General features: G+C 62.9%; 4 protein-coding genes. All 4 read right to left on the reverse strand.

Annotated elements, in window-relative coordinates:
- Positions 1-20: 20 nt before the first annotated feature.
- Genes ACLEJQ_RS07350 through ACLEJQ_RS07365 form a run of 4 tightly spaced genes read right to left on the reverse strand, consistent with a single transcriptional unit; the run spans position 21 to position 13,626 of the window.
- A complete protein-coding gene (locus ACLEJQ_RS07350; RefSeq protein WP_440793588.1) occupies positions 21-2,009 on the reverse strand; it encodes an RHS repeat-associated core domain-containing protein in 1,989 nt (662 codons plus the stop codon).
- Positions 2,006-6,478, reverse strand: coding sequence for a SpvB/TcaC N-terminal domain-containing protein (locus tag ACLEJQ_RS07355; protein WP_440793590.1), 4,473 nt, complete (start codon positions 6,476-6,478; stop codon positions 2,006-2,008). The genes ACLEJQ_RS07350 and ACLEJQ_RS07355 overlap by 4 nt, the downstream gene beginning before the upstream one ends.
- Positions 6,475-11,046, reverse strand: a complete 4,572-nt coding sequence (locus tag ACLEJQ_RS07360; protein WP_440793592.1) for a neuraminidase-like domain-containing protein — start codon at positions 11,044-11,046, stop codon at positions 6,475-6,477. Before ACLEJQ_RS07360 ends, ACLEJQ_RS07355 begins: the two co-directional genes overlap by 4 nt.
- A 30-nt stretch (positions 11,047-11,076) precedes the next feature.
- Positions 11,077-13,626, reverse strand: a complete 2,550-nt coding sequence (locus tag ACLEJQ_RS07365) for a Tc toxin subunit A (protein WP_440793594.1) — start codon at positions 13,624-13,626, stop codon at positions 11,077-11,079.
- Between the last annotated feature and the right edge of the window lie 151 nt (positions 13,627-13,777).

Genomic DNA, 13,777 nt, shown 5'->3' on the forward strand with positions numbered 1-13,777 from the left:
CCAGGGATCGGGCGTGCCCATTAGCCTCCACCCCCTCTGACAACGTCATCCTTGATCCAGCCCTGGTGGTCGACGAACCTGAGCGGATTGTTGGCCACCATGCCATACAGGTTCAACCCGTCGACCGCCCCCGCCGGATCGGGGCTGATCCAGCGCTGTAACCAAGGCGCGTAGTAGCGTTGCCCGTAATAGTACAGGCCGCTGGCATCGCGCTCCTTGCCGCCGTAGCGCAGGGTCCGGTAGCCGACTTCCAGCGCCGAGCGGGCGGCCAGCCACGCGGTCCCGCCATAGGGCAGGTAACTTTCCTGGCTGATCAGCCCACCTTGGTCGTCGAGCTCCAGTGCGCAGGAGCCCAGGTGGTCGCCAAGGCCGTAGCGCAGCGGGTTGGCAGCGATGCCGGACGGTCGGCCTTCGGTCCAGTGCAGGTAACGCACGGTGAACCGACCGGCTTGCAGATTGATCACTTCCAGCCGTTCGTTAGGGCGCCTGTGGATTTCCAGGCCCGGCAGGTAGCGGACCTCCCACGTATGGGTGATGGCCTCGGCGTGGGCCGTCCGGATCTTGCGCACCCGTTGGCCGCTGCTGTCGTAGTGATAGCGCTCAACGTCGTTGGCCCCGTCTTCGCGCTGGACCAGCACCACGCTGTCGAGCTGGTTGCGGCTGTTCCAGGTCAGCGCCTGCCCAGGCTGTAGCACCTGCTGGTTGCCGTTGGCATCGAACGCCAGCGTGACGTCGATTGCCGACTGGCCTGTGTTCCAACTCATGAGACGGTTGCTGACAGGGCTGACGTGGAACGTCCGGGTATATTGATTGCGGTCGCGGACATGGCGAAGCTCGGTCAGGTTGCCGCCGGCGTCGTAGGTGTAGTGTTCGGTGTAGTTGAACAACTGGCCGGCATCGATCGCAGTGCCGAGAATCGTCGGGGCCAGGCCTGCGGTTTCGCGCCCTGTCGCGCGGGTCAATTGGTACAGGCTGTCGTAGTTGAATGTGCCGATGGCTTCGACCCGCTGGTTGCTGCCGAAGTGCACCGCTTGGGCCTTGTCTTCGATGCGCATCACATTGCCCACCGGGTCGTAGGTGTAATGCAGGTCCTGCAAGGTGCGGGCGGACAACGACGCGCTGAGGGCGGTCATTCGCCCGTTGGCCGGGTCGAACTCGGCGCGGCTGATCACTCCGTTGCCGGCAGCCTGCGATTCGAGCTGGCCGGACGCGTTGTAGGTGAGTTGGCTGACGACGGTTGTTGCGACGCTGGCATCCCGAGGCTGGAGGCTCACGGCGCTGAGTTGACCCGCCCGATCGAAGGCGTAGTGCTGTTGATGCCGGGCCGCATCGGTTTGCTGGATGACTTGCCCGAGTGCGTCGTAGCGCCAGTTCGTGGTGTGGCCGTCGCCGTGTTCCAGCAGCCGGTCACGGTTCTTTTCGTCCCCAGGCCAGTCAGGGATCTCGCTGTTGGCCGGCAGGTGTCGGGTCTGGCTCAGGGGCTTGGCGCAAAGCGCGTAGCCATGGGTGAGCAGAGTGCCGGCGCTGTCGTCGTGACGGACCAGGGCACCACACAGGTTATGGGCGGCAGACGCCGGCGAACTGTCACCGTAGCGCAGGCATTCGACCGTGCGCGGCGCCTGGCCTGGCGCTTGCTCACGCAGGCTGATCGGCCGCAGCCGATCGTCGAAGGTGGTTCGCCAATGGTGTCCCCGTTGATCCCAACTGCGCACCACCTGCCCCGCATCACCCGGCAGGCTGAGGCGCCATCCGGCGTCGACATTGCTCACCCGCAGTGGTTTGCCGGACAGGCTGTAGACCGTTTGCAGGTTCGCCTCGAGAGCGTCGGCGAACAGCCGGGCGTCCCAATGCGCCACTGGCCGTCCGGCTGCGTCGTAATGATGCTGGGTGATGCGCGCCTGGCTTTGCTCGTCTGCCTCGCATCGGTAATAAGCCACCTGCCGCACGGGCAGGCCACGGTTGTCGATGACGTTAACCGTGGGCGTCTTGTGATGAAGGCGGGCGCTCATGCATCACCCCCGCGAGTCGACATGACCTCCTGCAAGGTGTCGTTCTCGTCTTCATCCACGATGTACCAGGGATGGCGCGTGTGGCGGCGCAGATAGCGAAGGCCACCCTGGCTGGCGAGCAGGGTGTGGCTCAGGCGTCCGAGGGGGTCGTGGACATGCTGGTCGAAATCACCGCACTGGCGCAGGGACGCGTCGTTGATGTGACCATGATGATCGGCAAAGTAAGGCCGATAGACCCGCACTTCCAGACCCTTGCCGTTGTATTCCACCCGTTTGCTGACACGCCAGCGAACCGCTGCGAGCTGCGCCTTGGGCTTTCCATCCGCCAGGGTCAGTTCGCCTCTGGCGTCGACGACCCAGGCCATGCCCGACTCGACCCGTTGCTTGTTTTGCAGTGTTCGACCGAAGCCGTCGAAGTGGGTGATGGCGACGTGAATCTGTTGCTGCTTGTCATCGGGATAACGGTCGGCGACCAGGGTGGCGACGTGCACGGGCTCACGGGTCGCGGCCTCAAGTTCGTCTTTGAGTTTCAGGTCATCGGCGGACAGTGCCCGGTCAGTGGACAAGCGGGCTCGGGCCGAGGCGCAGATATGTCCGCCAGGAAGCAGATCCCCCCGTGCCACGCAACGGGCCAGCCAGTCGGTATCTGCCAAGGCCGCCGCCGATACGCGCCCCATCCAACTGAAGGGCGCGTAATAGTGGACTGTGGCAGCGTCCTGCAGCGCTTCCCGTTCCCGGCGGACTGCCTCGGCCGGCTGCTTGAACGAAGGGCGCTGGAACTGGGCGAGTGGTTTGAAGCCCACGGGCGTGCCGTTTTCATCGCCATAAAAAGAGCTGGCCAGTACCTGGCCGAACGCATCGAACAAGCCTTCCTGCACGTTGCCGTTGGGGTCGGTGACGCGCAGCGGCTGGAGTGAGCGGTAATCGTGGACGGCCTGGGTGGTGCAGCCATCGGGCAATCTGACGGCGGTGACCAGGCAGGCGTACGGGTCGTAGCTGATCTCGGTCACTCCCTGGCTTTGGCTCGGCTGTACGGCGTTGACCTTATAGAAGCCTGCCAGCGGCGCGTAGCTTGCGAAGTCGCTTTTGACTGACCAGAGCCTCGCGGATGAGGGCGCGGACAGGAAGTCGGTCATTCGGTGATAGCCGATCCGCTCCAGCAGTTTTCCTTTGGGGCGGACGTCTTGTGGCAGCGACTGGAACGCCGCCAGGGCGGTTTCATCCAGTTCGGCGCGTTCCAGATGATCGACCAGGGCCTGCATGTCAGCGATGCCATCGGGCAGGGTAGCTCCGCTCGACGCCTGCTTATAGCGCTGCACGGACAGCCCGGTCAGCACGCCTTGGGTGTTCCAGGCAGTGGGTGTCACGCGTTCGTCGAGCGTTTCGAACGTAATGTCCTGCGGGGCCAAACCCTCGTCTTCAGGGGCCTTGGGGCGCTGCAAGGCCAGGGTGCGCTGGCGATAGGGCAGGCCGAGCCGCCATTGCTGGGGCGTTGGCAGGTGGATGAACTCGGCGCGGGTTTCGCTCAGGTGGTAGCACTGCTGCGCGGGGTCGTGGGCGTCGCGCCACCACCGCTGTTGGTCGGCGTCGCTGAACGGTGGCGTGTCGCTGACGGTTTTTCGCCGAGCGTAACGGATATCCACGCGGCGGGTTTGCACACCGTACTGGTCGTGTCGCAGGTTCAAGGTGTGCTGGCATTGCGGATCATCGGCAAAGCCTTCGTATTGATAGGTGATGGTTTCCAGCAACAGTGGCAAGATCCGGGCATGGCCGCGAGGGTTATCGGGAGGTTGCAGCAGGCGCAGCCCGTACCGGTATTCCTGGACCGAATACAGGCGGGTGGCGTTGCGATGCTCATCGACGCCGAAAACCTCGCTGCGCAGCAAGCGGCCACACAAGGCCCGGGCCATTTCGAGGTCGGCGGTCGCACCTGGCGAGGCGATGATCCGGTCGCTCTGTGCTTCGGGCTGGTATTGGCAAAGCAGTGTCCTGCCCAGCGCCACGGCGTGCTTGTCGGCGCGGCTGTAAGCATTTCGCGGCAGATCCACCTTGCGTCCGGTGTGAAACCAGGATTTGGTCAGGCAGGTGGCGGTGAAATCCTGGGCGGCGCGATCGCCGGGGCTGGTTTGGGTGTCGGTTTGCAGCAACAGACCGAAACCGCGAAATTCCCGCTCGCTGCCGTCGTAATAGCCTTGGCGATAAGTGAACGTCTGGGTCAGCTGATTGCCGCTGGTTTCGTCCAGTCGGGCCTGACTGCACACCAGATGCAGGACCAAGGGCAGGCGACAGGTGAGCGGTTTGCCGGTCGCGATTCTTTCCTGTTTCTCATCCAGCCATTCCTGCGCCGAGCTGCGGTAGCTGATGCGATAGTCGGCGCCGAGGTTATCGTGGGCACCGGTGAGCAGATAGGGTTTGGCGCTGACGAAGTCGTAGCGCCAATGTTGGCCGCTCAAGTGCGGGACGCTCAGGACCAGGCTGGAACACCCCAGCCCTCGCAGGTCGGCGATGCTCACCTGACACAAGCGGTCGTAGCGCACGCCTTGCGGCCAGGGCAGCGCCACCGCAGGGGCGAAGCCGTGGCCGCAGCGGTTCATGAAAATCAGCGCATGGTCGGCTTGCAGGTAAATCAGGTCGACGGCACCGGAGCCGTCCAGGTCCGCCAGGCGGATGCGCGAGGCGTCGAAGCTTTCGTGGGCCAGCCCAGGGAAGTCCAACACCCGGCCTTGGCCGAAGCGTCCCCGACCGAGGTTGGGCCAGCACTTCACTTCGTCGTGACGAATGCGCACCAGGTGCTGCTGGCCGCTGCCCAGTACATCGCTGAACGCCACCAGTTCGGCGGGTGATGCCCCGAATACCGGCAAGGCGTCTTCGTGCTCCTGGCGAGGCATCTGCAACGGTGCTGAGAAGCCGTGTTCCCGTTGGTTGGCGTAAAGGCGAATACTGCGCGGGCCGATCAGTGCCAGGTCGCCGAGCCCGTTGCCCATCAGGTCGGCCAGTTGCCCTTGCGGACTGAAAAACTCTGGCGCAAAGGCGTTGAACGTGGCGAAGTCCGACCAGTTTCGATCGGCGCCGAGGGAGAAGAAACCGCTTACCTGCGGTTGGGCGACAAGCCAGTCCAGGCGACCGTCGCCGGTGAGGTCGCTCAGTACTTGCAGCATCGGCGTTGTCGTGTCGGTAACGGGGATATGGGGGAGCGCTCGCCACGGCCCGTAACTCACCTCGTCGCTGTCGATCCCGGCGCGTACGGGTTCGCGGTAATGCCAACCCTGGTCGGAGCGATGGAGCACCCCCGGCAGGCCTTCGCCGTACAGGTCCACCAGTTGATAGGCATGGCCGTCGTTGAGCCCCGGCAGGTCCTGACAACGACGCCAGGCGCTGGGGTCGGGTGCGAGCTTGAACGGGCTGTAGCTGAACTCTACCGGAGGACGCTGCTCAGCGGTTTCACCCGCGGCGAATGCCTGCTCGTGGGCGGCGCTCAAGTGCTGATAACCCAGCGGCGTCTGGCGATAGTCAAGCAACAGCCGTCGCACCAGGACGGGGTCTTCGCCCAGTTCATCGGGGAAGCGGTGGAACATCAGGACCTGGCGGCACAGGCGTTCGGTGCGCACTTCGAACCCGTAGGCGAAGCTGGAGAATGGGTCACTACGGACCGGCCATTGCTGGCCCTCATACGGCGGTTTTTCCGTATAGGCGGTGGTTCGTTCACCGTAGTCGAACACCAGTTCGAAGTGCCATTGCACGGACGCGAGCCGCTGCGCTGTCCAGGCGTACAAGTGTGCGTCGGCCTTGAAATTGCCATAGCTGACGCGGCTCAAATAGCGTTGGGCCGTGGCGTCTGTCTGGTATTGATAGAGGATATGTTCGCCGTGGGCGTTCAGGCTTTCCTCCAGCAACCATTCGCCGACCCGGCTCGTATCCTCGGGATCGACGCGCCGCGAAGCCGGGCTCTTTCCAAACAGGTGGAGACTGCCATCGGCGCCGTGCACCAGCCAGAAGCCCGGCGTATCACCTGGCGCGGCCCAATGCTCGATCCGGTCGAAACGGCTTTCGGTCCGGGGAAAATAGCGGGCGACGGAGTAGGCCGTACCCAGCGCCAGTTCGTTGTAGTGCTCGACGCGGGTCGAGACGATGGCCTCTTGCGCATCGCGCTGGGGCAGCCACACCACCCCGCTGGGGCCGATGATTTCATCATTTTCCTCGTAGGCCGGTACGCCGTGGCTGGTGCGGCGCGCCACGCTGGGCAGTGACAACCCCCAGCCAATGCCGAATACACCATTGCCGAGCGTACTGGCGTAGTTCAGCGACAGGGATGGCGCAAAGCCGCGCCCCGGCGAAATGGGCAAGGCCATTTCATATACAGCCGTGCCGTGGGCGCCCACGGGGCTCCATCCTTTGCCGATGCTTTGAATGGCGCCGCCGCCCTTGGGCAGGGAGGGTGCGGTGACCGGCACCGCGGACTGCTCGCTCATTGCGCACCTCCGCCGACCCTGGCCGTGTAGCTTATGTGCACGATGACGTCGGTCAGCGATTCAAGCAGTGCCTTTTGGGCCTCGGGGTTGGGGAAGGTCAGTTGCCATTGGGAAATGGCGCCGGTGTATTCGAACGGCAGGTAGCGCTCGTCGTTGAAGCTCAGGGTGAACAGACCGTTGTCGTCGATCCCGGTCGACAGGGCGATCTGCTGGTTGGCACGCCGGCTTTGCATGACATGGTTCTGATTGCCCGCGGACAGGAACACCGTGCTGGCGGTCTGGGTCAGCGTGGCCCGAATGTTCTGGTATGGACCGACGACGACCGGCAGGGTCACGCTGATGGTCTTGAGGCGCCGCAGGTAGTGCTGCTGGCCCTGGTAATCGTCTTCGAACAATTGAAGGGGCAATTCGAAGGCACAGCTGCCTTTCTTCAGGTCGTCCAGCATCTGTGGCCACGCTTTGTTCAGGTGGCTGGCCGGAGTTTTATCCTTCAGGTGTCGCAGCGATATCGTCTTGCGGATCTCCAGCTCACGCTCATGACGTTGCAGGTATCCGGCGTGCATGTTCAGCAGGTTGAGCTTCAGCGCCTCACCGGCGCCGAGCCCTCGATAGGTTGTATGCCAGGCACCGGGTTGAATGAAGCGGCTGGTGAAGTCGGCGGTTTCATATTGCCAACAGGCTTCGGCGGCCAGGCACAGGCTCAATGTCGCGTCGTAGGCCTGGCGATACAGCGTGGCCAGTTGGCTGCTGAGCCACTGATACAGTTGCGCCTTGGTAAAGCGTTTGCTGAGCAGGTCGTAGTTGGCCTTGGCTTGACCCAGGGTCGATTCCGCCAGGCGCAATTGCACACGGGTGGCGGTTTGCTGTTCGGTGGATAGCGCCAGTTGGGCATCCAACTGCTCCAGTTCCAACTGGGACTGGTCGTACGCCTGGCGCCATTCATCCCAACGACGGTTGAACGAGGCCATACGGTCGCAGTGGTCCGCTGTCGTACGGGCGAGGATGGCTGCGCTGTGGGCAGCCGCGGAAGCCGCGAGCGTCGGCCCTTCCCAGCGGCTGCCGCCGTTGGCGAGGCCAAAGATGTTGGGGAGCGTCATCATTGCGCCAGCGGCTATCTGGCAAGTGATTGCCGCGAGCTCAGCACCGCCGCTGGCCAGGTAGAAATGGGTGGCATGTTCTTCAGAGTTGTTCAGGTTCTCCTCCATTAGTTTTCTGTAATAGAGGGCTCGGTTCTGAACGATCGCTTTAGTGGCCTCAAGCGCCTGACGGCTTCGATTGTCGATGTTCAAGGCCTGACGTTGCAGGTCGGTGGAGAGTTTGGCCAGGTCCCAGGCTTGCTGCTGCTGCAAGGCCAGCAACTGAGCTTCTTCTTTGCGCTCGATCAGCGACAGCAGCAGGGTGCCCAACTGGCTGAGGCTGTCCACGGCCTGTTGGGCATGGTCGTGCATGACGGCGTAGCGATAGTGGGGAATGGCAACGCTCGGCAGGCCTGCGGACGGGCGATCCGACAGGCTCAAGACGCTGGCGCTGGAGACGGCGCGAGGGTCCAGTGGCGCCGCAAAGGCCGGTAGATGCAGTGGCTTGCCGGCCATGTCGAGGTTATGCCGCAGGTTGTACAGGCGGCTCTCGGCCGTGTCCCAGCACTTGAGCAACTGCGGATGGAACGGCAGATGCAAGTACGGGCTATCGATACTTGGCAGGGTGGAAGGTGTGTCGCCTTCACGGAGGATCAAGGCGCGCCTGTCGGCCTGGCGAGCCACCGAGTACTCGAAGGAGCGCAGGTCATCGTCGGGGGCCTCGACCAACGTCTGCAGGGTGAGGGCCGTCCAGGGAGCGACCGGCCGAACGTCCGGGCGCGGGCCCAGCAGGTCGAGCACACGCACATACCATAGCTTTGCTTCACTGAGACCGTCGGGCGTCATGGCGCGGTACGCGGCATCGCCACGGTTGATCAGAATGTCGAGATACAGAAAGTACAACGCCTTGCACAAATGCACGGGATGACTGAGGGCGATCTGGTACGGGTCATGGGGCGCCTGGTTGGCGTACGCCGCTACGCTGCGATCGACCAGCCGGACGCTGCGCCAGCATTCGTTAGTGTTGCGACCCGGATCGAAGGTATAGCGCAGCCAGCGCTCGGCCTCTTCGTATTGCTGCTCGGCGTTCAAGCGATGGGCCACCAGCCACGGTACATGAAGGAACAGTTCGGTGAAGTACTGGCCATAAGCGCCATGAAAATCCATCGCGTTGCTCAAGTCGCCGGGAATCGGAGGCTCCTGCAGGTGTTGGGTGCTCCAGTCGAACAATTCATCCAGGCCGTTCTCGGTGCGCCGGATCAATTCGGCGGCGAATACGGTGTTCAAGCGGATCGGCGGACGGCGCCGGCTGGAAGCGTCACTGGTCCGGATGGCGCAATGGGTGAAATCGATGAACTGGCCGGTTCCCAGGCCGGATGTCGTGACCTGGGTAATGTCCGGAGGCTGCTGGCGCTTTACGGGTTGCTCCAACGTGACGGCCCTGAGCACGGAATAGAGCTTTCTGGCCGGCTCGAGGGGATGCACGAACGCTACCCCGAGAAGGACGACGGTGCCGTCCGCGCCCGGATCCGTTCCAGGCCATTCGAAATCGAAGGACGGCGGCAACTGCTCCGCAGGTTGGGATTCGGCCACGACGCTCAGGTCTGCGTAGGTCAGCGGCCGGTTTGCTGGGGTGGAGGGCTGCCGGAAGACGACGTATTGCTTGTCCAACGGCTCGTCGCAGAGAACGCCGACGCGCTCCACGGTAAGCGGTCCTGCGTTCTCTGTCTTAAGGGTGATGGTTTCCGACCCGGTGGCGGAAGCGCTTCGATTGTTTTGCCGGCTCGACTTGATCAGTTGTCTGACGGCCTGCGTGGAAATGAATTTTCCTACCAGGCTGGTCTGGCTCGACAGCGTGATGCCGGGTGAGTGCTCACTGTCTCTCAATGCATCGGGCGTGTGCGTGAAGGACAACAGGAAGTGGCGGTCGAGTGTGACGGAAGTTTTGCCGAGGCTAAAGCTCGAACCCTCCAGAAGCCGCATGTATGCAGTTTGCGGCAGGCTTTGGGCGGCAAATACCAGATTCATCTGCAGGCGAGGTTCACCGCTGAAGGCGTTTGCCACGCGCAAGCGCATCACAGTGCGCGGTAGATACTCCATGGCCCCTGCACCGGTGATGCCGATGTTGGCCGCCATGTGCAACATCAGTGTGGATTTATGCCTGGAGTAACTGAGTTTGATGCGGTCACGGTAGGACCTTTCGAAGTCCGAAAGGGTAGAGGGCATGTTGCCGGGCAGGGCGGCTTCTGTGACTTCGAGGTCTATGGAGGTTGTGGCTTGGATACGCTGTGCGGCAGCGCTCAGCAGGTCCTTTTCGTTGGCAGCATCCGTCGAGCGACCCGGTTCAAGGCTCAGGTGCTTGTCGATGTACATCGTCTTGCTGAATACGCGACGGCCGCCGGTGGCGAGGTCTGACGCTGCCGGGGACTCATGAGCCTGCAAGGCGAGAAACAGCGAGTCATGCGAGCCTTGGCGAAAATGCACGACGACCGTGGCGAGCAAAGTCTTGATCGCCGTAAGGTCCTTGCCGCCCAGCGCCCCGTCTGTGCAATAGCCCTGCAAGGCCACCCGCGGTGTACTCCAGGTTCCATCGTGTTTTTTGAAGCAATAGCTCAGGCGCAACAGCGGGTGGTGCGTGCTGGTTGCCGTTGTATCGTCCTGCGAAGAGACGTTGGAAGGCGACGGGTCCTGATGGATGCATTCCGCCCAAGTGACGAACAGGCGATTGTTGAACCAGACCGGTCGCACCGAGTGCTCGGGCGCGTTCTCGGGGATGGGGACGTCGGCTTTTTCCCAGTCCGTCCAGGCGTATGGATCGGGCTGGTCCAGCTTAGGCGCGACAGCCGGCGGCTGTGGCGGTATGCCAGCGAGGGGGCGATGCGCCATGTTCAGCGAACGCCAGAAGTAGCTGTTTTCGGTGCGGGACTTGGCGATGAAATAGTACGTGCTGTTGGCGAAGTCCTCGCCGTCGATGTACCCATTGAGGATGTTCAGGTTGGCGACTTCTTCGAAGCGGGTCAGGTACCCCATGACCGCCGACTGGACGGCGTCGGATTGGATCTGATTCTGGTTGAGCGTGTTTTCCAGCTGCTGGAAGTTGGCGCTTTTATGGGCCCTGAGGGTCGGGTCGAGGTACATCGCAGGGAAATGGATCAACTGCTGATAGGCGGCCCAGGTCGGGTACTGGTGCAACTCGTCGCGCCAGGTTTGTCGAAGCTCGGCGGTGATGCTGGTGGGCGCGTAGCCGGGCTCCAGGTTCATCAGGATGCGATTGATGTACTGCTGCAAAGTGGCAATGGCGCAGGCCACCGGCGTGGTGGGGACGTCCTGGCTGACCAACACGTCCAGCAGCCAGTATTCGTAGAGTTGCCGGGCCGTCTTCGGCATATGGGGCCGGGTCGCGGCCTGGTCGGGCACGACCTTGTTCAGGTAGAGCGCCAGCAGTGCGTCGCGCAGGCTTTCATCGAGCTGCTTCTTTATGGCTAGGGTCATATTCGTTCCTTGAAAGGGGCAGGACCGCCGTCAATGGCAGGCCGCGATCAGCGCTTGGCCGACGATTTTCCACTCCGGTGCGGGGCTTTCGCTGGTCAGTGCACTTGCCTTGAGCAGCAGGTCGGCCGACAGGCCCGTGCTGGCGCAGCAGGCCTGACAACGCATGACCCAGTCCAGCGCTTGCATCGATTGCGCGCGGCCTGGCGCCAACTGCGCTGTCAGGCGACTGACGTCTTCGGTAGTCCAGCCCAACAGCTTGGCCAACAGCGGGTTGGCCTGTTTGTCCGAGTTCGGCCCTTCCTGATTGGCCACGTTCAGGTAGTGCAGCAGGTTCTCTTGCGATTGCGCTTGATGGCGGGCGCAGTGGCTGAAGCGTTCGAGCAGATACAGCGTGTGCGGGGTGAGCCGTCCAGTGATATCCGGGGCCAGCCAGGTCGGGTTTTCCATCAGGACGTTCAGCGTGTTGCTGCTCAAGTGCAGAGGCTGACAGGCCTTGGCGGCGTGAAGAACGGTTGCCAGTTGCGGGGGCATGACACCCGGTGAAGCCTTGATGGCGGCGACGAGCGCCGGTGCATCGGTGGCGGCCATCTGCAACACGCCCGGGACGTATTCGGGCCCGAGGTCTGCGATGTCGTGCAGCAGTGTTTCGATCAGGTGCCGAGGGTCGGTGTTGGCGTCCGCTTGGAGTTGCGCCAGGTGTCTTTCCAGCTTTTGATCGAGCGGTAGAGGCGTGGCGGGGACATCGAACAGGCGACACCAGCGCAGCACATCGAGCTGGTTCTGCCTGAGCCAGTCGACGGCCCATTCCAGGGCCATCAGCACGTCGAGAATGTCCGGGTCCGAGGATTGCGCAGCTTGTAGCTGGCCTGTCACCAGCACCTTGCAGAACGCCTCCCCGCCCAGCAACCGCGCCAGTTCGGTGCATTCGAGGGGCGACAGCCCCAGCATCCGGGCGATGCGCGCCTGGCGGTACAGCGAAGACACCGTCGGCAGGTCGTGCTCCGGCGACAGCAGGTATCGTTCGCTCTGGCGCACCAGTAACAGCAACGAGTCCTCGGTCATGGGCAGTCCGAGCCCGGCACTCAGGTAGCTGAGGGTTTGCAATTGCGTGGCGGTCAGAAGCTTATTGGGCAACTGCCATACCGAGTGTTCGAACAAGCCGGTGCGATTGAACACTTGATCGAACAACGGTACCCGGCCCCCGCACGCCTCGATCGGCATGTCGTGCAGCAGTGAGGCGAACTCCTCGGCCGCGATGCCGTGGCGCTGGTTCAGGTACCGATAGACGCCCAGGGCACGCAAGGTGTTGGCGGTGAGCGTGTGAGTTCTTTCGGCGCGTTGGGTATTGAAGATCAGTGTGTCCAGCTCAGAGATGGGGATGTCGGTCCAGCGCTGCAGGCGGATCATGCGCTGGGCTCGGTCGAAACGTTCAATGGAGTGATGAATGAGAACCTGCTGCCCCCTTTGGGTGTCGATGCCCAGGGCCGGGCTCGACCCCGTGCCGTTGATATAGCTGGCGCCATACACGGTCTGGGTGGAATCGGGACTGTTGATCGAGGTCCGGGGGCTGTGGCTGTTTTGCGCCAGCAGTTGTTCCACCTGCTCCGTCGTCAGGCCGGTTCGCTCTTTGAAAAAATCGAGCTGGACCAGGCGGCTGATGTCCTGGGTGCCATAGCTTCGCTTCAGTGCCTCGGGCCTGGCGCTGGAGGCGTCGGGGGCGAGGAGCAGGTCCTGTTGCGCCGGGCTGAGACCGGACAGCAATTTCTGAGCGTCACGATGGGACGTCGTGACGCTCCCGTAGGTTGAATGGCCTGGTGAAAACGGCAGTTGCAGGCTGATCCGATAATTCAGCTCCCCCAGGGCGGGCTTGCCTGCGCCCAGCCCGAGCAGGCATTGCTGGTGATGCAGGTCATAGGGCAGCGAGAAAGGGTAGTGTTCGCGAGCGAGCAACTGCTGGGCGGTCCGACCTTCGCCGGCCTGGGTCAGGTGCGCCTCGATGTTGCTGCGCAGGGTGTCGTTGACGATGTCGAGCATGGGACGCGTGGCGAAGGCACTGTGTCGATCCAGCTTCAGGTCCTTGAGGTCCGGGCGGCGTTCTTCCAAGGTAATCCTGGCAGATGAGACGGGCGCCGGTAGTTGCTCCAATTGCCTGGCAAACAGATACAGGGCACGTAGATACGCCACGGGTGAGTCGATCGCCGCGAGATCGCCTTCGCTGCAGAACTGATCCCAGTTCTCGGCGAAAAGTGCCTGATAGCCGGCGGATGCGACTGTCGAATCCGACCCCAGGCTGCGCCGGACACGCCCCTGGGCTTGCTGCCCGGCCGAAACGCGATGCTCCTGGTACAGGCGACCGATTTGCCGGGCATAGCTCGCCGCACGGTCATAGGCCAGCCCGGCATCCGCGTCGCTGTACTTGGCCAGTTCAAGGGCGAACGGCGCCTTGCCCATGCGCACGATATCGAAAACCGACGCCAGCCCCATCCGCTGCATGGCGGTTGCGAAGCGGGCCTTTGCGGTGTCGTTGTCGTCGGCAAAGGCGACGAGCCTGTGCAGCAGCGAGTCATTGCTTGCGTCCATGTGACGCTCTCTCCTATTCGAGCGGAATGTCCTTATCCAGGAGAAAACCGTACAGGAGCGCGCAGAAAAAAACGGTAGGACCGGGGCTGGGGGATATGTACGAAAGGGCGATTCAAAGGGGGGGCGAATGGAAATCCGGTGTGGATAACCA

Origin of the sequence: Pseudomonas sp. SMV71, assembly GCF_052042015.1 — a bacterium.
GTDB lineage: Bacteria > Pseudomonadota > Gammaproteobacteria > Pseudomonadales > Pseudomonadaceae > Aquipseudomonas.